Here is a 25,226-nt window from a genome sequence, read left to right on the forward strand (position 1 = left end):
CGTCCCCTGGCTCGGTGGCCGCACCGTGCGCTACGAGTTCGCGTGAGCAGACACAAAATGCGGGTCGATTCGCTGAGTGAAAATCGGCGTTAGCGGCCGGGGCGCGCCTGCGTGAGGTGCGGGACCCAGCCGTGGGTGGGCCACTTCTTCAGGCCGACCTGGGCGGGAACGATTCGCTTGTTCACGAATTGGCTCTCCAGTTCGGTGTCGGACTCGGCGGTGAACCGCCACAGCGCCGCGTCACCGGGTCGTGCCACCGACGACCAGGACTTGGCGCGGTACGCGGCACGAACGATGTTGTCCGCGAACACGATCACCGGGATGTCGTCAGTGTTGCGCACAGCAGCACCTGCCGCCCACGCGCCACGGGACAGTTCGTACACCTCCTCCGACGTCACGCCACGCCGGGACGCGGCGGGCACCTCGAGGACGACGCACGGGGTCGGCAGGTTCGGGACAGGTTCCGCTGCGTACTGCAACACGAGGTCGTCGACGCGCACCACGCGATGTTCGCCCGCGCCACCGGCGAGATTGCTGAGCACCGCACCCTCGTTCAGCCCCAGCGCACCCACGACGCCGTTACGCACCGCGTCGGCGACGCCACCGCTGTCGGCGATCCGATGCGCCACGATGTAGTGCTCGACCTCGTGGCCGGAGTCGTAGATCTCGCGGATGCGAGCGATCGTCGCGGCCTTCACCTCGGCGCTGTCGGTTTCCGGATCCTCGAGCGTCTGCCGGTGCTCGTTCTCGGCCAACGCCTCCCACACGTAGCCGTACACCCGGGTGCCGCGCCCGGCGCCGACGTAGAACACCGACCTGTTGCGGGGATCGAGAAGCGCGTAGACGTAGGTGCCGAGTTCCTCACCCACCCGCTTCGGGAACGGCTGCGGCGCGTGGCGGGTCTGGTACACCTCTCTCAGAATCAGTCGCAGCGCCGCCAGTTTCAACGCGACGGGGACACCGCCGTCGATGCCGTCGAAGAGTGCGGTGGCCGCGCCCTGCACCGAGGAGAAGGTGTGCCCGATGTGCCGTTCCAGCGACTTCGTGACGTCCGCGAACTGCGCGAACCGCACCCGGGGGTCGGGTGCCGCGTTGTCCAGGTCGTTGGACGCGAGGAAAGTCTGGACCTCGGAATTGTCGAGCCAGCGAGAAGTGATGTCGATCGGGATCGTCCAGACGGTAGCCATGTCCCTACCGTAAGGGAAAACCTGGGTGAAGAACTCGCACGAGGAAGGCTCGAGGCGATTCGAACCCTTTCGACGTCCTACCGAGTGCGGGAGGATGGAGTGGTACCCATTCCGACGCAGGTTGGGAGAACATTCATGACAGCGCCCAGCTACTCCACCCGCACGGCCGTCGACATCGCGGTCGGCATCCTCATCGCCTATCGCGGATGCTCCGAGAACGATGCGTTCACCGAACTTGCGGAGACCTCCCGCCGCCACAAGGTCGCCCTCGCGCGCACCGCCCGCGCACTGATCGCGTTCATCCAGACCCATCACCACGACCTTCCCGCGTCCGATGTCACCGCTGCGGCTCTGCAGTGGAGCCACGCCACTCCGTACCGTGGCGCGTTCGGTACGGCGGCCTGAATTCGGTCGAAGTCTGAGAATTCTCTGGCTTCGACGGCGCGACGCTGCCCAAACCTTCAGACTCGATGTGAGACCGAACGACCAGCGCACCGAGATACGAAGAGGTAACTGAGTTGACGATCCGCAAAATCACGGTTGCCGCGGTAGCGATCGCCGCAGCCCTCACGATGTCCGCATGTGGTTCCGACGAGCCTGCCGGGCCGAGCGCGACCACCACGACCACGACCGCCGCGACCGAAACCACCGCCGACCTCGTACTGCCGACCGCGGCCGAACTCAACGCCCTGCTGGCAAAGGGCCTCGACCCGGCCACTCCTCTCGAGGAGAAGATCGCGATGGTGGAGGGTTCCGAGCAGGATCCGAACCTGTTCAATCAGGTCGCTGCCGCCTCGCAGCAGGCGGGTGCGCAGGTCCAGGTTCTGGACCCGGTGATCGACAACGGCGACGGCAGCGCCAGCGCGCAGTTGCAGTTGACGATCAACGGCCAGGTGCAGCAGAACACCCTGCCCGCCATCTTCGTACCCGGCGAGAACGGGACGTGGAAGTTGTCGAAGGCGACGGCGTGTTCCATCGTGGCGATCGCGCAGTTGACGTCGCCGGCCTGCCCGCCCGCCTGATCCGGACTTCCGCGTCACGCGCCTTCCAGGGCCTCCCCGATCTCCTGGACGGCGCGGTTGTGCTGATCGGTGATCAGGATGTGTCCTGCCGCGATGGTCAGGGCGACCGGCCATTCGATGATCTCGACTGCGGCGAGCAGTCCGATCGCCGCGAAGAATGCCAGTTGCTCGGGACGCGGCAGCGGCACCTTGCCGAGGATCGGTAGCTGCACCGCGAAGCTGTGGGCCTCCCGCACCCGCTGGACGGCGTCGCTCTGCGACTCCGCCTCCGACGTTCGTTGGGCCATAGTTCGTCTCCCTTGTCCGTGCCGTTTCCCGGTCAGCCACCTTGATCGCGGACCGTGTGAGTCGTGCTGAGTTCTGTCGCCCAGACCGCTGCCGGTGTCTTCTCCGCCGCCGGGGACCCGTTGACCGGGGCGGTCACTCGCGTCCTCACTCCACCGCTGCGGGAGGTGTACGCCGTGCTGCTGCGCGCGGGCGTGATCGAGATCGTCGACTGATCGCCCGCAAACTTTTCGAGCAGCCCCGGTGCGAACGCGGCTGCCGCGGTCGCCGCACCCGCGCATCCCAGCGCCTGGGCCCACCCGACCGGTCCCAGCGGGGTGCAACCGAGGAGCTGACTGATCCCGGGAGTACTGACCATCACGGTGAGTGCGGCCAGTGAACCGCCAGCGGTGAGCACCACGAGCGGGCTCCGTGAATCGATCAGCGTCTGACCCAGCTGCGTGCCGACCAGTGCCACCAGCCCCACCGTCGATGCCCGGCGTTGCCGGCCCGTCACGCTCGCCAGCGCCCATGCCGTTGTCGCGCCTGCCGCGGTGGCGGCGCCGCGGATCGCGACGGTCCGCCACAGCGCCGCACTGTCCGGGCCGCGGCCCTCTCCCCGGGCCTGTTCGTTGGGCGGACTCACGGCGAGCGCGGCCGCGGGCAGGGCGTCCGTGAGCACGTTCACCAGCAGGAGCTGACGCGCGGTGAGCGGCGACCGTCCGGCGATCGCGCTGCCGATCAGGGCGAATGCCACCTCCCCGGCGTTCCCGCCGAGCAGCACCGATACTCCCGCCTGCACCCGCCGCCACAGCTGCCGGCCCTCGTCGAGGGCGTCGAGCAACGCGTCGACGCGGCCGTCGAGGAGCACCACGTCCGCGGCGCTGCGGGCCGGGTCGCTGCCGCGCGAGCTGACCCCGATCCCCACGCTGGCCGCCCGGATCGCGGCCGCGTCGTTGGCACCGTCGCCGACCATCGCGCAGACGTGACCCACGCGTTCGAGGGTCTGCACGATCTGTACTTTGTTCTCGGGCGACATCCGGGCGAAGACGACGCACTTCTCGACGGCGTTCTCCTGCCCCCGGTGCGACAGGGTGTCCCAGTCGATCCCGCTGATCACCTGCTCGGACGACACGGCCAGTCCCAGCTCTCGCGTGATGGCGGTGGCCGTGACGGGATGGTCGCCGGTGATCAGCCGGACCCCGACCTGTAGCCGTTCCAGCTCCGGCAGCAGTCCGGCCGCTTCGGGGCGCGGGGTGTCGGCCAGCCCGAGCAGTCCGACGAGGTGCAGCTCGCTGCCGCACAGATCGTCGAGTACCGCGGCGTCGTCGGCCGCGCGCCGCGCCTGGAAGGGCGTGACGGTCCGGCGGGCGACGGCGATGACGCGCAACCCGTCGGCGGCCATACCGAGAACGGTGTCGTGGACCGCGTCCGCGTCGATTCCGGTGCATGCCGCCACCACGACCTCCGGTGCACCCTTCAACGACAGGTGCGTTCCCGACAGCGAGGCCGAGTAGGGCCGTCCGGAGCGGAACGGTAGAAAGCTGCTCCGGTCGTCCTCGTGCGGAAGCAGGCCCGCTGCCGCGTCGGCGATCGCGACGTCGGTGGCGTGCGCGGCCGGACCGCCGTCGGGGGTCACGGCGCTCCGGCCGGCGCACGCGAGGACGTCCTCGCGTGCGAATCCCGGTTCGGGGACGGCGGTGACGACCCGCAGGCGGTTCTCGCTCAGGGTGCCCGTCTTGTCGAAACACACCACGTCGACGCGGCCGAGCGCCTCCACGGACCGCGGCGCCCGCACCAGCGCGCCCGACCTCGTCAGTCTGCGTGCGGCGGCCTGCTGGGCCAGGGTGGCGACGAGCGGCAGACCCTCGGGAACCGCCGCCACCGCGACCGCGACACCGCTCGTGACGGCCTGTCGCAGTCCGGTGCCGCGCAGGAACCCGACGGCGGTGACCAGGGCGCCACCTCCCACGCTGACGGGCAGGACCCGGTCGGTGAGGCTTCTGAGCTGCGCCTGCAGACCCACGTGCGACGCACTCGCGGGGGTGAGCGCGCCCGCGCGTCCCGCTTCCGTTGCGTCGCCGACCGCGGTGACGATCGCCGCCGCCGTGCCGGTGAGGATCGTGGTTCCCGCGAACACCATGCAGGCGCGTTCGCTGAGCGGTGCGCCCGGAGTCGGCGACGTCTGCTTGCCCACCGGCAGCGACTCCCCGGTGAGCGAGGACTCGTCGACTTCGACGCCCGACGCCTCGACCAGCCGGCCGTCTGCGGGAACCACCTCGCCGGGACCGATCTCGATCACGTCGCCCGGCCGCAACCGCGAGGCCTCCACCTGCTCGGTCACCCGGCGCTCCGGGGACCCGGCGACGCGGTGCGCGGGCGGATCGCCGGCCGCCAGCAACCGGTTCAGCAGACGTTCCGCGTGCAGGCGTTGCACGGCCGACAGCGCAGCGTTGCCCGCCAGCACCGACCCCACGAGCACCGCGTCGATCGGTGACCCCAGCAGAGCGCTCGCCGCCGATCCGGTGGCGAGGACGGGGGTCAGCGGATCCGACAGTTCCGTGCGCATCGCCCGGCCGAAATCCCAGGCCAGCCCAACCGGCCACGCCGTGAGCCGCCCGATCGCCTCGACCGGGGTCAGCACCAGATTCACCGAGCGACGCCGGGACGCCGCGGCCTCCTCGTCGCCGCGCGCCGGCAGCAGACGGCGCACGTCCGTCACCGGCATCTCGTGCCAGGCGTGAATCGGGGCGGCGGGTGGAACCTCGGCCCGCAACACACCGCGCGCGAGGGAATGACCCGTCCACAATCCTGCCGCCGCGCCCACTGTGACCGGTCCGGGTCCGCGGCCACGCACTCCCGGCAGCATGACGAGCGCACCGAGCATCGACGCCGCCGTTGCGATCTCGACGCCGCGCCGGCTCGCCGTCCGAGCGTCCGGCAGGGACCGCAGCACCCGCCAGACTCCGACGAGGTCGTCGACCAGCAGGTCCGCACACCACGGCGGCGGGGCGTCGTCGACGAGGACACCGATACCGACGTCGGCGGACGACAGCGCGTGCGGTGCCCGGCCGGCGACCACCGCGACCGTCGCGCCGTTCGCCTGCAACTGTGCGACGGCGTCACGAAGGTCGGCGTCCAGCGATCCACTCGAGGGGAGCAGATCGTCGAAAGCCGAGCGGAGTCCGCCGAGCGTGTCCACGTTCACCGACACCACCTGGGCGCCCGACGTGCGCGCCTGCGCGAGCACGGCCGCCGCGCTCGCGTGGTGGGCGGGCGTCACGAGAACGGCGGAATCTTCGTCCACGGCTGCCGCGGCGACATCGTCCGGAAGGTCGGCGAGCGCGTGCCAGCCCACCCCGAGAGCGCCGGCCTCCACGGCAGATCGAGCGGCCTCCCACACTCTCGTCCGGTCGGCGTCCCGAACCGCGCGGATGCCGCTGACCCGGAGCTCGGCCGTGTGCAGCACCGACGGGTCCACGACCACCGCGTCGACCCGGTCGAGGCAGCGCAGCGCGCCGGGACGCAGAGCCAGCACGGCGTGGTGATCGGCCAGTCCACGGCCCAGTGTCGCGGCGAAGGCCTCGCGCGCGGTGCGCGCCGCCTTCGGCGCGGCGACCAGGGCCGCGTCCGCGGCGCCTGCGACACTCCGGGTCGCCGCCCCCACCGCGGTCGCGCCCACCCACTGCGCAATCGCCGCCCGGTCCACGTCCCGCTCCACCGGTCCCGACGTGCCGCGGTCGCGGGCGGGGCGGCCGGTGTGATCCGCGGGGTCCCGGGCCAGTTCGGGTTCGCGGCGATGCCACACCCGCCGACCCGACCACGCCTCCGCCGTGATCGCCGACCGCAGTGCCACGTCCACGGCGAGTGACGCGGGCGCCCGCCGCAGCACGTCGCCGACGGCCTGGGCGGTGGCGAGCAGCAGTTCGGCGGCGTCCGGCCCGAGCCGGTTCTCGACCATGCTGCGCAAACGCGGCTGATAGTTGACGAAGGTGACGGCGGCGGCAGGCACCGCCGCCGGCAGGGCGGGCATCGGGAGCAGGCGAATGCCGGCGGCCGCGACGAGGCCCGTCGTGACGGCGGCCAGTGCGAGGGCACGTTCGGCGAGGGCGACGTCGTCGCCGGGAAGTTCTCCGGGTCGGTCACGGACGGCGCCGCGGGCAAGCGGTCGGGCGACATCCTCCGCGCCCGCGACCACCGCGCACAGCCCGGCCACCGACGGTCCGTGCTCGTCGACCGTCACCACCAGCCGGGACAGCGCGCGGTTGAGTTCCGCTCCCACCACGCCTGAGGTCTCCCGGACCGCGCCGAGAACAGTCGCGGCCACGTCGTCGCCGCGAGGTCCGTCGAGTCCGCGGACCTCGATCCAGGCACGGCCGTGTCCGGAACTCGTGCGGCGGGCCGGGGTTCCCCCGAGCACCTCGGTGACGATCTGTGTCGCGGTCCGGGCGGTGGTCGCCATCAGATCGGCAGCGACGGTGCCCCCGTAGGACGCCACCCCGAGTCCGACACCGGCGCCGCGCACCGGCAGGGATGCGGCGGCGAGCAGGTATCGACCGAGTCCCACGGCAGCTACTGCCCGGACCCCGCGCCGTACAGCACTTCGCGGTCGAACTGCACTTCACCGACGACGATTCGCATGATGAGCTCCCATCGGCCGTGGCCACTACCGCCGATGCACAGCGGATCATGTCTTCGGTACCCACCTCAGGGTATTCCCAACCGTCACGTGCGGGAACAGTTTCAGGGAACTCTCAGCGACTATCGGATACTGTTCTGCCCCATGGAAATTCGCTCACCCTGTTCGGTGCGCCAGAATTCCCAGCCGTCGTGGATTTCGACGTCCCCACTGATATGGCTGGCAACGGCGGTCGCCGCGGCCGTGGGGTCGGGGAATCGGCGACCCTGCATCGGACCGCGCATGATCTCCAGAGACTGCGTGTCGGGGTCGAACCGTCCGACCAACCGATACCCCTCGAAGTCGGCCACGACCTCGAGTCGGGTATCGACCAGTTCCTCCAACGCCGCCGTCGCTTTGGCCGGCTTCTTCCTGGCGGATGCGCGGGCGACGGCGTCGGCGCGCAACGTGGCCGCCGTCGTCGCGCGTTGCGCGTCGCTGTAGCGGCTGGGATCCTTCTCCCCCGCCAGCCCGAGCAGGTCCCAGCGTCCGCGACCGTGCGCGACCCGGCTCAGCGGAATCGCGTGATGCCCGGTCCGGGTGCGGCCGGGGGTGTCCATCATCCACAGGTCCACCTCGGCGCGGATGTCGTCCGCGACCTCGGACGAGGGCACGACGAAGAATTCCTCCGGGGAACTCGCGAGATCCACGAACACCCAGAACTGCGAGCCGGTGTCGTCGTCGTCGAGCGATTCGTCCTGTTTTCGGGCCTGCCAGTCGCCGCTGAGCTTGGAACGCACCCGCACGATGCAGCTCGTGCCGTCGTCGCCCCAGACCTGGACGGGGTTACGTCGCGAGTGGGTGAGCCGGACTGCCTTGCCACCCCGTTCCACGACATCGGCGATGAAAGCCTGGATTCCCCGGCTGGCGGTGTCTTCCACTGTCTACGTGTCCGTCCGTGATTCTGCGTCCCGTACGCAGGTGGAGAGAGGTGTGGCGACGGGTTTGCGCAGCACGACTCGGCGTTCTTCTCCTCACCTTACGTGCCGAGCCCGGTTTCGGTGACTACCCGACCGCGCGGGCCGCTTCCGCTGCCTCGGCGAAGAACCACGACAGGACCAGGGCACCGGGGTCCACGACACCGCGCGCCGCCTCACCGATGTAGCTGGCCCGGCCGCGCCGCGCGGTGAGGTCCGCGGTCGCCTCGGCACCGCGGGCAGCGGCGTCCGCGGCCTCCGTCAATCCGTCGGCCGGATTCTTCCCGGCCTCGGCGGCCGATTCGAGGGCGGCGACGGCGGGGGCGATGGCGTCGATCATCGTCTTGTCTCCGGGTTGCGCCCCGCCGAGTTCCTGGATCGTGTCGAGGCCGGCCCGTGCCGCGGCGGCGATCGCCTTCGTGTCCAGACCCTGCGGGGCGTCGGCGGCCACCCGGTAGAACTGCCGGAACCAGACGCCGAACAGCGCGCCCGACGTGCCACCCGCGTGACCGAGGTAGGCGTCGGACAGTGACTCGAACACCGTCGCCGGGGAGTAGCTGTCGCGGATCCTGGGAACGTTGACGTGATCGAGTGCGGCCACCATGTTGGTGCCGAAGTCCCCGTCGCCTGCCCTCCGGTCGAGGTCGGTGAGGTTCGGCTCCTCGGCGAGCACCTTCTCCACGAACGCACCGATCCACGCGCCCACCGTCGCCCGGCCCAGCGCGTCGGCGGTGCCGGGCACCTCCGGTTCGTCCTCGCGGGACGCGACGTTCGACCGGAATCGCATCTCGGATTCGTTTGCGATGCCGCGGAATTCACCGGCCGGGGCGTTGGGCCATCCCGGTGCGGCGGTCGGTGCGTCCCACAGTTCGAGGAGCTGGTCGTCGCAGCGCACCAGTGTGATGGACGCGCCGTCCATGTCGAGGGCGGTGACGAAGCTGCCGACCAGCGAGCGCCGGATCACCACACCCCGCTCCGCGAGGTGGTCGGCGAGCTCGCCGAACAGCAGTTGCAGCTCCAGCGGATGGGCCGCGCCGAGCCCGTTGACGATCGCGATCACCGGATCCCCCCGCTCCACGCCGAGTGAGGCGAGCACGGGGTCGGTGAGCTGGCGGACCAGTTCGGCGGCCGCCATCGCGTCGACCCGTTCGGTTCCGCGTTCGCCGTGGATGCCGATCCCGAGTTCGATCTGCCCCTCCGGGAGGTCGAACGACGGCGAGTCCGCTCCTGGTACGGTGCACGCTCTCAGCGCGACCGCCATGCTGCGGGAATTCCGGGCCGTGCGTCGCCCGAATTCCGCGACGGTGGCGAGGTCGTCTCCGCGTTCGGCCGAAGCGCCGCAGATCTTCTCGACCGCGATCGTGGCCGCGGTGCCGCGACGTCCGGGCCCGTCCTCCCGTTCGGAGGCGACGTCGTCATCGACGAGCACGTGCTCGACCGTGATGCCGTCCTCTGCCGCCAGGTCGCCGGCGATGCGGAAGTTGAGGACGTCGCCGGTGTAGTTCTTCACGATGTGCACGACGCCGCCGCCCGCGTCCACGGCCCGGGTGGCGGCCCGCACCTGCAGCGCGTTGGGCGAACTGAAGATCAGGCCGGGGCAGGCTCCGGTGAGCATGCCCCGGCCGACGAACCCGGTGTGCAGCGGTTCGTGCCCGGAGCCGCCGCCCGACAGCAACGCGACCTGCCCGGACCGCAACGGTTCCCGCCGTGTGAGATATCCCGGCTCCGGACGCCATTCGAGGTCGTCGGTGGTGGCGACGGCCCCGCGGAGCGCATCGACGACGAAGGACTTGGGCGAGTTCAGGAACTGTGGGTGCGCCATGTCCCCAGGCTAGGCGTCCGCATGTGAGTGCCGCGGAGTGCCGGAGCACACTTTGCCACTCACCTGGGAGGCGGCGGCCAGCGCTTCCTGAAACTCCCGCAGGCCCGATTGCGATCCGAGCAGCAGCGCGAGCCGGGTCAGGAATCCCTCGCGGTCCGACTCGTCGGCCTGGTCGAGCGCCTCCGACAGTCCCATCCACACGTTCTCGCGCAGCAGTTCGTCCGGCGTCGCAGTCGTCTCCGTGTGCGCGGGGACGACGCCCAGCATGGGGGCGGTCGCGAACTTCAGGTGGTCGTGGATATCACCGAGCAGCGACAGGTCGCGGACGCGGCACAGGACGAGTCCGTCCGGGCGGATCACGAAGCACTCACCCGCGGACGCGCCGAGAGCCGTCGTCAGCGCACCGTCGGCGTCGTCGAGGACCGTCAGGTCGGCCGCCGCGTCCACCACCACGCCCGGTGCCGGGACGACGACCGCCCGCACCGATTCGGGCGTCAGCGCCATCGCGAGCGCGGACGCGTGCGCGGCGATCATCCGGGCACCGGCCGGGTCGACCCCGACACCCAGCACCGCGAAACCCGTTCCCCGGACGCGGTTCAGCGACGATTCCACCGATCCGTCGGCGGTGGCGACGCGGACGCGCCGGTCCTCCATCGGATCCCCGGGCAGTACCCCGGTCGTCCCCTCCGCGACCGGCCACGTGAGCGGCGACAGGTGCGCGTGCGTCGCACTCGACTGCCGCGGATTGATGAGGTGACCGAACTCCGGACGGGTCGTGGCCAGCGCCAGCACGGCGTCACGGGTGGTGCGGTAGCCGTGGCTGCCGGGCGACATGATGAGGGTCGACTTGCCCGCGTTGTCGACGTTCTGCTGCCAGGCGGCACGCCGTTCGGCCGAATATGCCTGCAGGAGTGCCTCGTCTGCTGTCCCGTGGACGACGGCGGCCAGTGTCCAGGCCAGCGTCTCCGCGTCCTCCATGCCGGAGTTCAGCCCGCGGACACCGAAGATCGGCACCAGGTGGGCTGCGTCGCCGGCGAACAGGATGCGATCGTGCGTGAAGTCGTCCAGTGCGAGCGCGTGCGCGCGGTAGAAGCCGTGCCACTCGAGGGTCCACGGCACGTCGTTCTCGAGCCAGTCGAGGTGCCGCGTGATCCGGTCGCGGATGCGGTCTTCCTGCGTCTCGAGCTCGGCGTCGTCGGAACCGTCGAGTTGGTAGTCGATGCGCCAGATGTCGCGGGGCTGCTGATGCATGATGATCGTCGAGCCGGGGTTGCTCGGCGGGTCGAACCACACCATCCGCTCGGCGGGCAGCGTCGATTCCCAGTGGATGTCGGCGATCACGTAATTGCCCTGATAGCTGTTTCCCTGCAACCGGATTCCCGCCAGTTCACGCATCCGGCTGCGACCGCCGTCGGCGGCCACCACCCAGCGCGCGCGGAGTCGGCGCGCACCGAACGCGGTGTCGACGTCGAGCGTCACGTCCTCGTCCGACCGCAGCACCCCGGCGACGCTCGACGACCAGTGGAACGTGATCAGGGGGTGCGCGAGCAGCGTGTCCGTCATCATCTGCTCGATCTCCGACTGCGACACGTTGACCATCGGCCCGCGGACGTCGTGCTCGCCGTGCGCCATCTCGAAATGCAGCACCTGCTCGTCGCGGTAGAAGCTGCGCCCACCCACCCAGGGGAGCACGATCTTCTCGAGTTCCGGCCCGAAGCCGAGCCGGGCCGCCACCTCGAGGCTGTGCCGGGAGATACAAATGGCGCGGCTGCCGAACGACACCTGGTCAGCGGCCTCGAGCACGGTTACGGGGATGCCCCGCTGCGCGAGGCCGAGCGCGACGCCCATGCCGACCGGTCCGGCGCCCACGACGACGACGGGCAGGGCCTCGTCGGTTGCACTCGTCGACGCGAACTCCGTCGCCGAGTATTTCTGAGGCTGACAGTAGGTGGACATGTCAGACGGCCTCCGCTTTCTTTGCGATCTTGTTCGTTTCCGGCAGCAGCAGGATCGCGACGAGACTGATCACGGCGATCACCACGAAATAGGCGGTGACGGCCGTCGAACTACCGAAGGCCCCGAACAGCCAAGTCGCCATGAACGGTGCGAGCCCGCCGCCGAGGATGGCGCCGATCTGATAGCCGAGTGATGCACCGCTGTAGCGGATGTGGGCGGGGAAGAGTTCCGCGAACAGTGCCGACTGCGGGCCCGCGGTGGTGCCGAGCACCGCCGCCATCGCGATCATCGCGAGCAGCATGACGGGGATCGACGCCGTGTCGATGAGGGGGAAGAACACTGCGGCCACGATCACGAGCGTGATCGAACTCCACGTGTAGACGCGGCGCCGGCCGAGCACGTCCGACTTCCAGGCCGACACGGCCATGCCCGCCATCCAGACCGGGCACGCGACGATCAGCAGTGTGAGCATCGTGGCGCGGCTGTATCCGAGTTCCGTGGTGCCGTACGTCAGGACGTACACCATGAACACGTAGGCGATGCCGTTGGTCGCGATGAACGTGCCCGCCGCGAGCAGGACCGTCCGCCAGTTCTTCGTCAGCACCTCGACGATCGGCATCTTCACGATCGTGTCGCTCTCCTTGGCCTCCGCGAACGCCGGGGACTCGAAGACGCCGAGCCGAATCCACATCGCGACGCCGACGAGCACGGCGCTCATCAGGAACGGCACCCGCCAGCCCCACGTCTGGAACGCGTCGTCGGACAGCAGCTGGGTGACGGCGAGGAACACGACGTTCGCCATGATCACTCCGGCCGGAACGCCCATCTGCGGCGCCGCGCCGTACAGTCCGCGCTTGCCTTCCGGGGCGTGCTCGGTGGCCATGAGCACCGCGCCGCCCCACTCGCCGCCGACGCCGATGCCCTGAACGAACCGCAACGCCACCAGCAGGATGGGTGCGGCCACCCCGATGGCCTCGAAGTTCGGGAGCAGTCCGATGCCGACGGTCGCGGCGCCCATCATCGTCAGCGACAGCACCAGCATCGACTTGCGTCCGATGCGGTCACCGAAGTGGCCCATGACGACACCGCCGATCGGGCGGGCGATGAAGCCGACCGCGAACGTGGCGAATGCGGCGAGGGTTCCGGCGAACGTCGACGCGCCGGGGAAGAACTGCGGTCCGATCACCAGGGCTGCGGCGGTGCCGTAGATGAAGAAGTCGTACCACTCGATCGCGGTACCGACGAAGCTCGACAGGACTGCCCTGCGCGCTTCCTTGTGAGACACCGGCGGTGTCGCCTCGGTGATTGCCGTCATCGTCTGCCTTCCCGTTCTGCTGCGCGCACACTCATCGCGCTACCGGAAAACAATGACCCGACTCACATACATCTGAAAAGCGGGACTATCCCCGCATGAATTGCAGAAAATCCGTGGAAGTCGTGAATACGCAGTTCAGGCCGTGACGAACCGGATGAACGCACGCGCGACCCGGCTCAGCGTCGCCTCCTGATGCCACGCCACGACCACGGCCACCGACGCCGGTTTCGGTTCGGCGATCGGTTTCACGACGACGGGCAGACCCTCGTACGTGACGTCCACCCGGGGTCGTTGCAGCAGCAACGTCCATCCCAGCCCGCGTCCGACGAAGGCCCGCGCCGTCTCGAAGTTCGCGGTCCGATACGCCACCCGGGGCGCGAAACCGGCCTCCCGGCAGACCTCCATCGCATGGTTGGTGCTCGGTGGCGCGTCCAGCAGCACCATCGGATGCTCGGCCAGATCCGCGAGACGCACCGGCCCGTCGACGCCCGCCAGCGGATGCTCCGCCCCGAGCACCACCATCGGCTCCCGGGTCATCAGCGGCACGGTCTGCCACTCCGGGGACAGGTCGAGGTCGTAGACGATGGCGACGTCCAGTTCGCCGCCCTCGAGTTCCGTCCGCAACCGGTTCTGCGTGTCTTCCCGGAACTCCACCGACGCGCGCGGGTACTCGGCGGTGAACGCGTACAACATCGACGGCAGGATCGTCGGGCCGAGCGCCGGGTAGCAGCCGACGGCGATCGGCCCCGCGACGACACCGCCCTCTCCGCACGCGTCGGCCTGCAACTCCCCCGCCTGCTGCAACAGGGCACGCGCCCGCGACAGTACCGCCTCCCCCGTCGGGGTCAGCTGCACTCCGCGGGCGCGCCGGCGCACACACAATTGCGCCCTCAGTGCCTTCTCCAAATCCGTCACCGCAGCGGACAACGCCGACTGCGACAAGTGCATCCGCTCGGCCGCACCACTGATCGTCCCGGTCTCCGCCACCGCCACGAACGCCGCCAGCTGGCGCATCGTGTACACGGGGACGTTGTCGGGGCGGGGCATGCAAGAACGGTAGCGCGGACAAGTCAGCGTCCGGTGGCCGCCGGAACCTGCGCGAGCACCTCCCGGGTGGCGGCGACCAGCCGCGCGAGCCACGCGTCCGTGCCGACGGCCCGCCGGAGCGGCTCGTTGGGGAGTTCGATACTCACCGGCAGGCCCGCCGGCAACGTCGCCCAGATGTCGGCGAGCGGGATGCCGCCCGACCCCGGCACCAGTCGCTCCTCGCGCGCCTGACGGATCAGTTCGGTGTCGTCCGTGGGCGCAGGCACCGAGCCGTCGCACATCTGGGCGTAGTGCAGCCACTCCCGCGGGATCGCCGCCAGGTCGTCGAGCGTGGTGCTCGACCGTCCGACGTGCAGCCCGTCCACCAGCACGCTGCGCGCCGGCCCGTCGGCCTGCGACACGATCTCGACCGCGGTGGTTGCGTCGGGCACGGCCGTCCACGGCATGAACTCGAGGCTCGCGACGATGCCGTACTGCGCGCACAGCTCCGCCAGCCGGGCGTAGGAGTCGGTGAGCCGGGAGCGGTCGCGGTCGTCGCCGCCGACGAGCACGGCCTTCGCGCCGAGCCGTGCGCCCGCCTCGAGCAGAGGAACGTACGACCTCGGATCGAAATCGGCTCCCAGCCGGATGATTTCGAGGTCGAACACCTCGATCGGCGAATCGTCGAGACGACGGATCAGCGCGTCGAGGGCGGCGTCGTCCTCGTGCAGCGGGTAGGCGGTGGTGCCGCGCGCGGCGGGCAGCAGCCGGATGCCGATGGTGTCGAAGCCGTGCTTCTCGGCGAGGTCCACCTGTTGCGGCGGTGCGGTGTCGAGCACGGTGAGTGCGGCAAGGCCGAGTGGGGCGGTCATCGCAGATCTCCTGTCGTCGAGGCGAGGCGGCGACCGGTCAGGTAGCCGAAGGTCATGGCCGGGCCGAGGTTGATGCCGCCGGACGGGTAGTGGCCGCCCATGACGCTGGACTGGTCGACCCCGACGGCGAACAGTCCGTCGATCGGCTGGTCGTCGTCGTTCAGCACCCGGGACGCCCTGTCGGTGACCAGACCGGCGAACGTGCCGAAGCTGCCGGGCACCACCTTGACCGCGTAGAACGGGCCCTCCGCGAGCGGTGCGAGGGAGGCGTTGGGCCACGGATTGTCGGCGTCGCCGGACGCGACGGTGAACGGCGTGGTGCCACGACCGAACTCGGGGTCGACGCCGTCGCGGGCACCCTCGTTGAACGCCGCGACCGTCTTCTCCAGGCCGTCGGGGTCGACACCGATCTTCTCGGCGAGCTCGCGCACCGTGCGGCCGCGGGTGAGGTAGCCCGACTTCAGGTACGGCCACGTGGGGATCGGCAGTGGCTTGGCCATGCCGAGCGGGAAGTACCGCAGGTACCGCTGGTCGGCGATCAACCACGAGCAGACCTCTTCGCCGTCGGGGATCTGTTCGACCATCGCGAGGGTGTAGTCGTGGTAGCCGAGGGCCTCGTTGACGAATCGGCGGCCGTCGGCGAGAACGCCGATGGCGCCGGGCTTTCCGCGGTCGAGGATGTGCGGGAACACGCCCTCCCTGCCGTTGCGGTACCGGATGATCGACACCGGGCAGTACGCCACCGGCGACGCGACCGAGCGGTCGAGTCGCCCGCCGACCGACTCCCCGAGGGTGATGCCGTCGCCGGTGGTCGTGGACGGGGTGAGGGTCCAGTGTTCCCGGCCCGTGGGTGTGCGGGGGAAGAGTTCGCGAATCCGGTCGACGTCGCGACTGAAGCCACCCGTCGCGAGGACGACTCCGCGGCGCGCCTGCACGGTGTAGGCCCCGTCCGGGCCCTCCAGCCGGGCACCGGTGATGGTGCCCGCGGAGTCGGTGGTCAGCGCGGTGGCCGCCGTGCTCACGCGAATCTCGACGCCGGCGTCGAGCGCCGACCGCAGCAGCCGGCCGACGAGTGCGGTGCCGTTGACGAGCTGCTGGCCGCGGCGTGTGGTGGCGAGGTCGAGCAGGTGCGTGGACACCCTGCGGGCGCAGTGTGCGAACGCCTTCGCCGAACGCGTCGAGTGCAGGAAAGCCTGCAGGTCCGGGCCGGCCATGATGCCCATACCGAGGAACGACGTCTCGTAGAGCTGGCGCCGGAGCAGCGCCGCGACGTCGGGGCCGAGTTTCCGGAGGCTCACCGGCTTCGGTCCGACGGAGCGGTGCCCCGTGCCCGCACCCGGTGTGTCGCCGTGGATGTCGGCGATCTTCGCGCCCGGAACGAACTGCAGCGCCGTCTTCTTCTCGAAGAACTCCACCATCTCGGGTGCGCCGTCGAGCAGGGCGTCGACCTTGGCAGCGTCGAAGTTCTCGCCGAGTCGGTGCTCGAGATACGTGCGCGGCAGCGAGCGGTCCTCGTTCACGCCGTCCGCCTGCGCGAACAGGTTCCGCGGCGTCCACATCCAACCGCCGGACCATGCCGTCGCGCCGCCGCACGTGTCCGCCTTCTCGACGACGAGGACGGACGCTCCCCCGTCGGCTGCGGCGACGGCGGCGGACAGACCGCCCGCTCCGGAGCCGATGACGACGACGTCATAGGTCGGGGTGGAAGGGTCGGGGGTCATGCGTTCTCCTTGGTGGTGGCGGGGGCCGGTGCGGGCGTTAGATCGACCACCCGGCCGGTGCGCGAAGACTCGTAGATCGCCGCGATGATCGCCAGCGAGGCGCGTGCGTCGCGTCCGGTGACGGCAGGGTCGCGACCGGTCAGGACGGCGTCCGCGAAGTCCTGCACCTGAAGTGTGTGGAAGTCGGCGAGTCCGGCGTTGACTTCTGCGACGTCGAGATTGGCGCGGACGTCGGCGGTGAACGGGGCGCGGAACTCGACTTCGCCGGGGACCGTCCAGATCTCGTTGACGCCCTCCCGGCCCTCGGGGAACTCGAGGACGCTCGCAATCGCACCGGTCTGCCCGATCACGGTGACCCGGTTGCCGAGGTTGTGGTTGGCGCCGGTGGTCGCGGTGACGGTAGCCGTGCCGCCCGACGCGAACGAGACGACGGCGGACGCACTGTCCTCGGTCTCGATGTGGTCGCCGTGGGTATGGGTGCGGATGAAGCCGCTCACCGAGACGGCCTCACCCATGAACCATTGGAGCATGTCGATCTGGTGGACGGCCTGCGTCATCAGGACTCCGCCGCCGTCGGTGTCCCACCGTCCGCGCCATTCGTCGGCGGAGTAGTAGGACGACGGGCGGTGGAGAAGCACCGACGCCTCACCGAGCGCCGGAACGCCGATCCGGCCGTCGTCGATGGCCGTCCTGATTCGTCTCGCGGCCGGCCAGAACCGGCGCTGGAACAGCACACCGAACGTGATGCCCGCGCGGTCGGCGGCCGCGATCATCCGGTCGGCGGCGGCGACGTCGACCGCGATCGGCTTCTCGCACAGCACGTGGATCCCGGCCTCGGCGGCCGCGACGACCACCTGCTCGTGCACCGGGTGCGGCGTGCAGACGGTGCACGCATCGAGACCGAGCGCGATCAACTCCTCCACCGAACCGACCACACGGGCGATGCCGTGCGCGGACGCGAATGCCTGGGCCCGGTCGACGTCGGGGTCGCAGCAGCCGACCACCTCGACGCCGGGCACCTGCTGCAGGGCCCGGGCGTGATTGCCGGCGATCTTTCCGCAGCCGACGATGCCGATACGTAGTGCCATCAGTAGTGCTCCTCGGTTTCGACGTCCCGGGCCGCGGACTCGCCGCGGTCGAGACGGTTCAGGGCGTCGACGTCCGCAGCGGTGAGCCGCACGTCGAGGGCGGCCAGGTTCTCGGCTTGGCGGGCGGGATTCGCCGATCTCGCGACCGGCACGACACGCTGCGCGAAGTGCCAGGCCAGGACCACCTGCGCGGGGGTGCGGTCGAGGCGCCGGGCGATGTCGGTGACCACGGGTGAGCCGAACACCTCGCCGCGGCCCAGTGGGCTCCACGACTGCGTGAACACTCCGAGCTCGTCGTTCGCGCGCCGGACGGGCAGCCGGGCGAGCGACGGGTCCATCTGGATCTGGTTGACCGCGGGCGGTTCTCCGGTCTCGGCGACGACGCGACGCAGGTGCTTCTCCAGGAAGTTGGAGACGCCGACGTAGCGGACGAGGCCGGCGTCGCGGCACGAGAGCATGGCCGCGAACGCCGCCACGTACCTGTCGTGGCGTGGCAGCGGCCAGTGGATCAGGAACAGGTCGAGCCGATCGAGTCCCAGGCGCTTCAGGCTGCGCTCGACCGCGCCGCGAATGTCACCCGACACGTGATCGCTCCCACGCAGTTTCGTGGTGACGAACAGTTCCTCGCGGGGCAGTCCGCACTCCGCGAGCGCCACACCGACGGCGTCCTCGTTGTCGTAGATCGTGGCGGTGTCGATAAGCCGGTAGCCGGCTTCGATTCCGGACAGCACGGCCCGGGTGGCGTCCGGGCCGGTCAGCGGCCAGGTCCCGAGACCCAGGGGCGGGATGTCCATCACGCGCTGACCGCCTCGCGGGCATCGGCGGCCGCGGTGATCTTCGCGGCGACGTCGGCTGCGGTGACGAGAGCGGCGTGGATCGAGCCGCCGTCACCACTCGCGTCGCCGACCGTGTGGACGCCGAGTCGCGGTGCCGGCGACCGCAGTGCGGCGAGCAGGTCGGTACGCGGTTCGACGCCGTGTGAGATCAGCAGTTCGCCGGGGGCATCGACGATCCGTTCGGCGCCTCCAGTGGAGATTGCGACCCGGTCGGCCTCGACCCGCGTCACGATCGACGACAGGTGGGTGGTGAGGTTCGCACTCGCCGCGAGCCGCGGCAGCAGCACAATCTTTCCGCGTCGGCCGACATCGTGGGCGATCGTCTCCTGCGGGCCGATCATGACCACCTTCGTGCCGTGTTGGAGCAGGTCGTCGGCGACCGCGGCCGCTTCCCGATCGGCGCCGAAGATCGTGATCGCCGCGGGTGCGGGGTCTCCGGATTCCAGGAACTCGCGGACGTCGCGGACCCTGCGGGTGTCGGCCCCCGGGAGCTCGACCTGGGGTCCGCGGCCGCCCGTCGCGAGCACGACGGCGTCGAAGTCCAGGGCGGCCAGCGTGGCGGCGTCAACCCGCGTGCCGGTGTGGCAGGTGATGTCGAGGTCGGCGATCTCGGCGAGGTACCAGTCGACGATCCGCGCGTACTCGGGGTACTCGTGCAGTCGGGAGGCCAGCGCGAAATCGCCACCGAGGCTGTCGCGTTCGTCGTACAGGTCGACGCGGTGCCCGGCGAGCGCGAGGTCGCGGGCGGCCGCCATGCCCGACGGCCCGCCGCCGACGACGGCAACGCGCACCGCCACGTCCGCCGGCTTCGACGGCTGCTCGAGTTCGCGGCCCACCCACGGATTGACCGAGCACGGAACGGGTCCGGCGGCGAGGCTGTCGATGCAGTAGTTGCAGGCGATGCAGGGCCGGTACCGGCCGCCGTCCAGAGCGCGATTCGGGAAGTCCGGGTCCGCGTGCAGGGTGCGCGCCATGCTGACGAAGTCGGCTTGCCCGGATTCGATGATCCGCGCAGCGACCTCGGGGGAGCTGATCCGGCCTGCGACTCCGACCGGGAGGTCGAAGTCCCGCGTGTACTGCTCGGAGAACGGGGCGAGGAGTCCGCGCGGCCACTCGCCGGGTTGGATGATCCACTGCCCGGATTCGTAATTGCCGGCGGAGACGTCGAGGAAGTCGAGCCGGTCGGTGTCGATCGCGTCGATGCGGGCGCGGGTCGTCTCGGCGTCGAGACCGCCGGCGACGGCCTCGAACGCCGAGAACCGCAGTCCGAGAGCGATACCCGGAGCCATTGCGCGCACGGCGTCGATCACCTTGTTGACGAACAGCGCCGGATCGGCCCACTCGTCGTCGCGGTGGTTGTACGCCGGCGAGAGGAACTGGTGGATGAGGTAGCCGTGACCGCCGTGCAGCGAGATCACGTCGACCCCGGCCTGCTGACAGCGCGCGGCGGCCTCGCCGAAGCATTCGATGATGTGTTCGATGTCGTCGCCGTCGAGTTGCTCGGGCATCTCGCCGCCGACCACCGCACACGGGATCGGTGACGGTGCGACGGGGACGAATCCGCTGACGGAACCCTGCGCGGTGCGGCCGCCGTGATTGAGTTCGACGCCGACGAGCGCACCCTGCGCATGGATCGCCTCGGCCATCTTCGCGACGCCCGGGATGCGTTCGTCGACGTCCACGCCCATCTGCCGGATGCGGCCCTTGCCGTCGGCCCGCACGTAGCTGGCCTCGGTGAAGACGAGAGCGGCGCCGCCCGCCGCACGGCGCTCGAGGTACGCGATGTAATCGTCGGTCATCGTGCCGTCGACCTCGCAGTAGTTGCGCTCCATCGGCGCCGACACGAAGCGGTTGCGCAGCCGCACGTTACCCACGTCGAGCGGTGCGGCGAACGGACGTGCGGTCATCGCGACTCCTCGAGAACGGTCGGGGCGCACTGATCGGCGAGCAGTTCGCCGAGGTGACGGCGCATGCGGTCGGGGTCGGGCGTGACCCCGGTGAGGAGGGCGAACGTGTCGGCCGCCTGGGCGACGAGCATCTGACCGCCGTCGAGCACTTCACAGCCGAGAGCGGTTGCTGCTGCGACGAGTTCGGTCCGCAGGGGGCGGTAGACGATGTCGGCGACCCACAGTCCCGGATGGAGCGCGTCGGTGTCGAACGGTGTTCCCGGATGTCCGACCATGCCGATCGGGGAGGCGTTGACGACACCGTCGCAGTGCTCCAGGTTCGCTTCGATCGCGTCGAGGGGGATGGCCGTGACCCGCGTCTGCGGGAAGGCCGCCGCGAGGCGCACGCAGACGTCCGAGGCACGGGCCGGGTCGACGTCGGCGACCCGCAGGTCCGTCACCCCGGCGGCCGCGAGCGCGTAGGCGACGGCCGAACCGGCACCGCCTGCACCGGCGAGGACGACACGGCCGAGCGCGGCATCGGGCAGTCCCCGGCGCAGCGCCGCGAGGAATCCGCTGTGGTCGGTGTTGTGACCGATCAGGCGGCCGTCGCGGACGACGACGGTGTTGACGGCACCGAGAAGTCGCGCGTCGTCGGACAATTCGTCGAGGGAGTCTACGACCACCTGCTTGCACGGATGGGTGATGTTGAGTCCGGTGCAACCCGCTGCGACGGCCTGCCGCAGCATGTCGCCGGAACTGTCGACGGGGATGCCCTCCGCCGCGACGTCGATCAGGTCGTAGCGGTAGTCGGTCAGGCCGAGGGCGGCGGCCTCGCGTTCGTGCAGCGCCGGCGACAGGGACGTGGCGATCCCTGACCCGACGAGGCGGATCCGGTGCCGGGCGGTGACCGTCGTCGTGCCGGGTTCGCCGAGCTGCTCGGTGGCGGTGCGGTACGTCTCGGGACCGGTGAGTGCGGCAGCCGACGACAGCAGCGCGAAGCCCAGACACATCCACGCGACCGGGGTCCAGTTCGCGGTGTCTCCCGCCGACAGCACCTGTGCGATGGCCGGGGTGAAGCCGGCCACCAGAAGTCCCAGCATGAGACTCACGGCCATTCCGGTGTACCGGACCTTGGCGGGGAACTGCTCGGGGAAGTACGCCGGGTACACACCGTTGGGCATCGCGTAGAACAGGCCGATCAGGACGATGCCGGCCGCGAACACCATCGGGGCGCTTCCGGTTCCGATCGCGTGGAAGAACACGAACACCATCGCGGCGGACCCGACGGCGCCCGTCACGAACACCGGTTTGCGGCCGATCCGGTCGGCGAGGATGCCGAACAGCGGTTGGGTGAGCACCGCGACGAAGTTGGCGACGGCGATGGCCCACAGCATGGTAGACCGTTCGAATCCGGCGACCTGCACGGCATACGCCAGCGCGAAGACGTTGACGATGGTGTTGATCATGGCGAACGTCGCGCTGAGGCTGATACGGATCACGGTGCGCCAGTGCGAGCGGAACATCTCGACGACGGGGATACCGGCCGTGTCGTCCTGCTCCTCGAGCTCCAGGAAGACCTCCGGCTCGTCGAGCTTGCGGCGCAGCCAGACGGCAACGCCCGTCACGAAGATGCTGAGCAGGAAGGGCACCCGCCAGCCCCACGAGTAGAGCGCGTCGTCCGGCAGCGCGGCCACGGGAATGAACACCAGGCTCGAGATGACGATGCCGAACATGATGCCGCTCATGGTGAACGAGGTGTAGAACGAACGACGGTTGTCCGGAGCGTGCTCGAGGGTCAACGCGGAGGATCCCGGCGATTCGCCGCCGGCGGACAGGCCCTGCAGCAATCGCAGGAGCACCAGGATGATGGGCGCGGCGATACCGATCTGGTCGTAGGTGGGCAGGCAGCCGACGACCACGGTCGCGATACCCATGAGCAGGAGGCAGGCCAGCAGCGAATTCTTGCGCCCGTACCGATCCCCGAGATGTCCCCACAGCACTGCGCCGAGTGGACGCGCGATGTACGCCACACCGAGCGTGCCGATCGACAGCAGGGTCGCCGTGGCCCCTCCGCCCGGGAAGAAGATCCGCGGGAAGACCAGCGCGGCCGCGGACCCGTAGATGAAGAAGTCGTAGTACTCGAGTGTGCTGCCGAGGAATCCCGAGACGGCGGCCCGGCGGGCGTTCTCGTTCGGTTGTCCCCCGGTGTCGCGAGTAGACGTGCTTGCCATGGTGTTCCTTTCGTCCCTGGGATCCGGCACGCCGCGAGGGCTTTCTTCGGAGGTGACTCACCTCACACGAAGTTCCGGACCGTGACGAGCGTGTCATGGCGAACTATGCGCAGTCCAGCGCAAAAAAAGTCTTAGATATAGACCGAAAACGTCCTAATCGGGAGTCGGGAGGATTTCCTCCGACACGGTCAACGCCACCCGGAGTGCGTCGGAGACGCGGCGGGGCGACCAGGCGAGTCCGTGGTTCATGTAGATCGGCTCGCCGGTGAGCGGCACGAACACCGTGCCCGGGGGCGTGATCGCGGCAATGCCCGACGTCATCAGCGCCACGCCGACACCCGTCGCCACCAGCATCAGGATCATGTACGGGTCGGTGATCTCCTGCACCACACGCGGACGGAAGCCCGCATCGACACAGGCCCGCATCGCGACCTCCTGCAATGCCGAACCGGCCGACAGCGGTGTCGTGACGAACCCGTCCTCGGCCAGGTCGCGCAGGTCGATCTTCGGCTCGGATGCGAGGGGGTGGTCCGCCGGGAGGACGGCTCCGAACGGCTCGCGGCGGATCAGCCGGGTGGACACCGAGGCCGTCTCGACAGGAAGGCCGACGAATGCGAGATCGAGTGCGCCACTGTCCAGCTGAGTGATGGCGTCACGGGTCATGATGCGCCCGACGAGGGTGAGTTCGATGTCGGGGTAGCGCTGCCGGAGCGCGCGGGTGAGCGGGGGCAGGGACAGGTGATTGAGCACGCCCGTGAAGCCGATCTTGATGCGGCCGTACACGCCTCCGGCGGACGCGCGGGTGGCCTGCCGCGCGATGTCGACACTCTCGAGAATCCGGTAGGCGTGCGGCAGAAACGTGTGGCCCGCCGACGTCAGGGCGACGCTGCGGGTGCTCCGCTCGAACAGCGGCACGCCGATGTCCTTCTCGAGTTTGCGCACGGTCTGGCTCAGCGGCGACTGGGCCATCTGGAGTCGCGCGGCTGCCCTGCCGAAATGCAGTTCTTCGGCAACGGCGACGAACGCTTGCAGCCAGCGAATCTCCATCGGATTCCCTTCGGGGAGTTTGACGAATGTGGCTCAGCCCATATATTCCAATTCATACACAGTGTGAAGCCAATCATACCGATTTCGCACATAGAACAAGACTAATGCGCACACAGTCGCGAGGAGAAACCACCATGGCCACGTATCCCGAGGGCGCGACCGCGCTCGTCACCGGCGGAGCGAGCGGAATCGGTGCGGCGTGTGCGAAACGCCTCGCCGGCGCCGGGGTTCGCGTCGTCACCGCCGACGTCGCCGCCGGGGCCGACGAGCACCTCGACGTCACCGACGCCGACGCCGTCGAGAAGCTCGCCGCCCGGCTCGGCCGCGTCGACATCCTCGTCAACAGCGCCGGTGTCGTGGGACCGTCCGCTCCGTTGGTGGACGTCGACCTCGAGGACTGGCGTCGCACGTTCCGGATCAATGTCGACGGAACGTTCCTCCTCTGCCGCGCGTTCGTGCCGGCCATGGTCGACGACGGCTGGGGGCGGGTGGTGAATCTGGCGAGCATCGCGGCGAAGGACGGTAATCCCAACCAGAGCGCCTACTCGGCGTCGAAGGCGGCCGTGATCGCGCTGACGAAATCGCTCGGCAAGGAGGTCGCGCAAACCGGTGTCCTGGCCAACGTGGTGGCACCCGCCGCGGTGGAGAGCCCGATGAATGCCGGCACCGACCCGGCGATCCTCGCGCGGTCGCAGAGCCTGACCCCGATGGCCCGGATGGGACGGCCCGAGGAGATCGCCGAACTCGTCGCATGGCTGTGCTCGGAGGCGCTCAGCTTCTCGACCGGCGCCGTCTACGACGCCAGCGGTGGCCGGGCGTCGTACTAGCTCGCCTCTCGCTCACAACCAGTGCGGGGGCTCCGGGATTTCTCCGCCGGCGCCGAGTCCGACGGCGCCGCGGCCGGCGGCCCACCGCACGACCGCGGCGAGGGGCCCGGACACCTTGTCGGTGGGCGGTGAATCCGGCTGCACCGCAACCGGTTCACCTCCGTCGACCGCCAGTATCAGTCCGGCGCCGAGGTCCTTGCGCCGCCACATCCCGACGATGTCGGTGAGCAGCGACTCGAGGACCACGTCGGGGAAGTCGCCGAATCGGCCGCCGTTGCCGAGGTCGACGGCGTGGATCCACACCTCCCGGGTGCGCATCCACGCCGTCTCCGACACCGGCACGGTGCGGCCCTGCGCGGTCCGCACCTGCGCGTCCCACGCCGAGGCCGGGAGGTTACGCCACTTCTCGTCGAGCCTAGCCACGGTGTGGTCTAACAGGTTCCGCAGCGCCGCCGCCGACAGGGTGGCTCCCTCGGCGATCTCCCGGCCCCGCTGCTCCGCCGACGCATACATCGGGGTCTCCACGCC

Annotated in this window: 19 protein-coding genes and 1 pseudogene; 4 read left to right on the top strand and 16 right to left on the bottom strand. The window is 69.9% G+C overall.

Features of this window, described 5'->3' with window-relative positions; genetic code table 11:
* Positions 1–89: 89 nt before the first annotated feature.
* Positions 90–1,187, bottom strand: a complete 1,098-nt coding sequence (locus ACFVJ3_RS46425; protein WP_378458497.1) for a GIY-YIG nuclease family protein — start codon at positions 1,185–1,187, stop codon at positions 90–92.
* 135 nt (positions 1,188–1,322) lie between these two features.
* Here ACFVJ3_RS46425 and ACFVJ3_RS46430 point away from each other — a divergent pair, with 135 nt between their 5' ends.
* Positions 1,323–1,592 (top strand): ANTAR domain-containing protein, encoded by a 270-nt coding sequence (locus ACFVJ3_RS46430; protein ID WP_005563493.1) that lies wholly within the window; start codon positions 1,323–1,325, stop codon positions 1,590–1,592.
* 113 nt (positions 1,593–1,705) lie between these two features.
* Positions 1,706–2,209, top strand: a complete 504-nt coding sequence (locus ACFVJ3_RS46435; RefSeq protein WP_378458498.1) for a hypothetical protein — start codon at positions 1,706–1,708, stop codon at positions 2,207–2,209.
* 14 nt (positions 2,210–2,223) lie between these two features.
* On the opposite strand, the gene ACFVJ3_RS46440 is transcribed toward ACFVJ3_RS46435, so the two are convergent.
* The gene (locus tag ACFVJ3_RS46440; RefSeq protein WP_378458499.1) at positions 2,224–2,496 is read right to left on the bottom strand and encodes a hypothetical protein; all 273 of its coding nucleotides are present in this window, start codon (positions 2,494–2,496) and stop codon (positions 2,224–2,226) included.
* 63 nt (positions 2,497–2,559) lie between these two features.
* Between ACFVJ3_RS46440 and ACFVJ3_RS46445 the strand changes: the two genes are divergently transcribed.
* On the top strand, positions 2,560–2,709 hold the full coding sequence (locus tag ACFVJ3_RS46445; RefSeq protein WP_378458514.1) for an Rv1535 domain-containing protein: 150 nt from the start codon (positions 2,560–2,562) through the stop codon (positions 2,707–2,709).
* A gap of 53 nt (positions 2,710–2,762) precedes the next feature.
* Here the strand turns inward: ACFVJ3_RS46445 and ACFVJ3_RS46450 are convergent.
* The 13 genes and pseudogenes from ACFVJ3_RS46450 to ACFVJ3_RS46510 form a co-directional block, all read right to left on the bottom strand.
* Positions 2,763–6,935: pseudogene (locus ACFVJ3_RS46450) on the bottom strand (cation-translocating P-type ATPase); the annotation flags it as partial.
* Positions 6,936–7,234: 299 nt separating this feature from the next.
* The gene (locus ACFVJ3_RS46455; RefSeq protein ID WP_378458500.1) at positions 7,235–8,032 is read right to left on the bottom strand and encodes a hypothetical protein; all 798 of its coding nucleotides are present in this window, start codon (positions 8,030–8,032) and stop codon (positions 7,235–7,237) included.
* A 124-nt stretch (positions 8,033–8,156) separates the two neighbouring features.
* Positions 8,157–9,890, bottom strand: coding sequence for a dihydroxyacetone kinase subunit DhaL (gene dhaL, locus ACFVJ3_RS46460; protein ID WP_378458501.1), 1,734 nt, complete (start codon positions 9,888–9,890; stop codon positions 8,157–8,159).
* Between the two features lie 9 nt (positions 9,891–9,899).
* Complete coding sequence (locus ACFVJ3_RS46465; protein ID WP_378458502.1) at positions 9,900–11,846, bottom strand: FAD-dependent monooxygenase; 1,947 nt, start codon at positions 11,844–11,846, stop codon at positions 9,900–9,902.
* A gap of 1 nt (position 11,847) precedes the next feature.
* Positions 11,848–13,161 carry an MFS transporter gene (locus ACFVJ3_RS46470; protein ID WP_378458503.1) on the bottom strand — a complete coding sequence of 438 codons (1,314 nt, stop codon included), beginning with the start codon at positions 13,159–13,161 and terminating at the stop codon, positions 11,848–11,850.
* Between the two features lie 135 nt (positions 13,162–13,296).
* A complete protein-coding gene (locus tag ACFVJ3_RS46475) occupies positions 13,297–14,208 on the bottom strand; it encodes a LysR substrate-binding domain-containing protein (RefSeq protein ID WP_378458504.1) in 912 nt (303 codons plus the stop codon).
* A 23-nt stretch (positions 14,209–14,231) separates the two neighbouring features.
* Complete coding sequence (locus tag ACFVJ3_RS46480) at positions 14,232–15,059, bottom strand: sugar phosphate isomerase/epimerase family protein (RefSeq protein ID WP_378458505.1); 828 nt, start codon at positions 15,057–15,059, stop codon at positions 14,232–14,234.
* A complete protein-coding gene (locus ACFVJ3_RS46485) occupies positions 15,056–16,780 on the bottom strand; it encodes an FAD-dependent oxidoreductase (RefSeq protein WP_378458506.1) in 1,725 nt (574 codons plus the stop codon). Before ACFVJ3_RS46485 ends, ACFVJ3_RS46480 begins: the two co-directional genes overlap by 4 nt.
* Positions 16,777–17,868, bottom strand: a complete 1,092-nt coding sequence (locus ACFVJ3_RS46490; protein WP_378458507.1) for a Gfo/Idh/MocA family protein — start codon at positions 17,866–17,868, stop codon at positions 16,777–16,779. Before ACFVJ3_RS46490 ends, ACFVJ3_RS46485 begins: the two co-directional genes overlap by 4 nt.
* Positions 17,868–18,662 carry an aldo/keto reductase gene (locus ACFVJ3_RS46495; protein ID WP_378458508.1) on the bottom strand — a complete coding sequence of 265 codons (795 nt, stop codon included), beginning with the start codon at positions 18,660–18,662 and terminating at the stop codon, positions 17,868–17,870. The genes ACFVJ3_RS46490 and ACFVJ3_RS46495 overlap by 1 nt, the downstream gene beginning before the upstream one ends.
* Entirely contained in the window at positions 18,662–20,611 is a 1,950-nt protein-coding gene (locus ACFVJ3_RS46500) for an FAD-dependent oxidoreductase (protein WP_378458509.1), read from the bottom strand. The genes ACFVJ3_RS46495 and ACFVJ3_RS46500 overlap by 1 nt, the downstream gene beginning before the upstream one ends.
* Positions 20,608–22,824 (bottom strand): shikimate dehydrogenase, encoded by a 2,217-nt coding sequence (locus ACFVJ3_RS46505; RefSeq protein WP_378458510.1) that lies wholly within the window; start codon positions 22,822–22,824, stop codon positions 20,608–20,610. Before ACFVJ3_RS46505 ends, ACFVJ3_RS46500 begins: the two co-directional genes overlap by 4 nt.
* 153 nt (positions 22,825–22,977) lie before the next feature.
* Positions 22,978–23,871, bottom strand: a complete 894-nt coding sequence (locus tag ACFVJ3_RS46510) for a LysR family transcriptional regulator (protein WP_378458511.1) — start codon at positions 23,869–23,871, stop codon at positions 22,978–22,980.
* 134 nt (positions 23,872–24,005) lie between these two features.
* Here ACFVJ3_RS46510 and ACFVJ3_RS46515 point away from each other — a divergent pair, with 134 nt between their 5' ends.
* The gene (locus tag ACFVJ3_RS46515; RefSeq protein ID WP_378458512.1) at positions 24,006–24,698 is read left to right on the top strand and encodes an SDR family NAD(P)-dependent oxidoreductase; all 693 of its coding nucleotides are present in this window, start codon (positions 24,006–24,008) and stop codon (positions 24,696–24,698) included.
* Between the two features lie 12 nt (positions 24,699–24,710).
* On the opposite strand, the gene ACFVJ3_RS46520 is transcribed toward ACFVJ3_RS46515, so the two are convergent.
* On the bottom strand, positions 24,711–25,226 hold a 516-nt coding region (locus ACFVJ3_RS46520), incomplete at its 5' end, for a maleylpyruvate isomerase family mycothiol-dependent enzyme (RefSeq protein ID WP_378458513.1).

Source organism: Rhodococcus sp. NPDC127593 (assembly GCF_042671975.1).
Classification (GTDB): domain Bacteria; phylum Actinomycetota; class Actinomycetes; order Mycobacteriales; family Mycobacteriaceae; genus Rhodococcus_F.

Bases quoted from the DNA above. Each gene is read 5' to 3' on its own strand.
- ACFVJ3_RS46495 (WP_378458508.1), bottom strand. From the start codon at position 18,662: ATGGACATCCCGCCCCTGGGTCTCGGGACCTGGCCGCTGACCGGCCCG.
- ACFVJ3_RS46485 (WP_378458506.1), bottom strand. From the start codon at position 16,780: ATGACCCCCGACCCTTCCACCCCGACCTATGACGTCGTCGTCATCGGC.
- ACFVJ3_RS46475 (WP_378458504.1), bottom strand. From the start codon at position 14,208: ATGCCCCGCCCCGACAACGTCCCCGTGTACACGATGCGCCAGCTGGCG.
- ACFVJ3_RS46470 (WP_378458503.1), bottom strand. From the start codon at position 13,161: ATGACGGCAATCACCGAGGCGACACCGCCGGTGTCTCACAAGGAAGCG.
- ACFVJ3_RS46490 (WP_378458507.1), bottom strand. From the start codon at position 17,868: ATGGCACTACGTATCGGCATCGTCGGCTGCGGAAAGATCGCCGGCAAT.
- ACFVJ3_RS46480 (WP_378458505.1), bottom strand. From the start codon at position 15,059: ATGACCGCCCCACTCGGCCTTGCCGCACTCACCGTGCTCGACACCGCA.
- dhaL (WP_378458501.1), bottom strand. From the start codon at position 9,890: ATGGCGCACCCACAGTTCCTGAACTCGCCCAAGTCCTTCGTCGTCGAT.
- ACFVJ3_RS46465 (WP_378458502.1), bottom strand. From the start codon at position 11,846: ATGTCCACCTACTGTCAGCCTCAGAAATACTCGGCGACGGAGTTCGCG.
- ACFVJ3_RS46500 (WP_378458509.1), bottom strand. From the start codon at position 20,611: ATGACCGCACGTCCGTTCGCCGCACCGCTCGACGTGGGTAACGTGCGG.
- ACFVJ3_RS46505 (WP_378458510.1), bottom strand. From the start codon at position 22,824: ATGGCAAGCACGTCTACTCGCGACACCGGGGGACAACCGAACGAGAAC.
- ACFVJ3_RS46430 (WP_005563493.1), top strand. From the start codon at position 1,323: ATGACAGCGCCCAGCTACTCCACCCGCACGGCCGTCGACATCGCGGTC.
- ACFVJ3_RS46440 (WP_378458499.1), bottom strand. From the start codon at position 2,496: ATGGCCCAACGAACGTCGGAGGCGGAGTCGCAGAGCGACGCCGTCCAG.
- ACFVJ3_RS46515 (WP_378458512.1), top strand. From the start codon at position 24,006: ATGGCCACGTATCCCGAGGGCGCGACCGCGCTCGTCACCGGCGGAGCG.
- ACFVJ3_RS46425 (WP_378458497.1), bottom strand. From the start codon at position 1,187: ATGGCTACCGTCTGGACGATCCCGATCGACATCACTTCTCGCTGGCTC.
- ACFVJ3_RS46510 (WP_378458511.1), bottom strand. From the start codon at position 23,871: ATGGAGATTCGCTGGCTGCAAGCGTTCGTCGCCGTTGCCGAAGAACTG.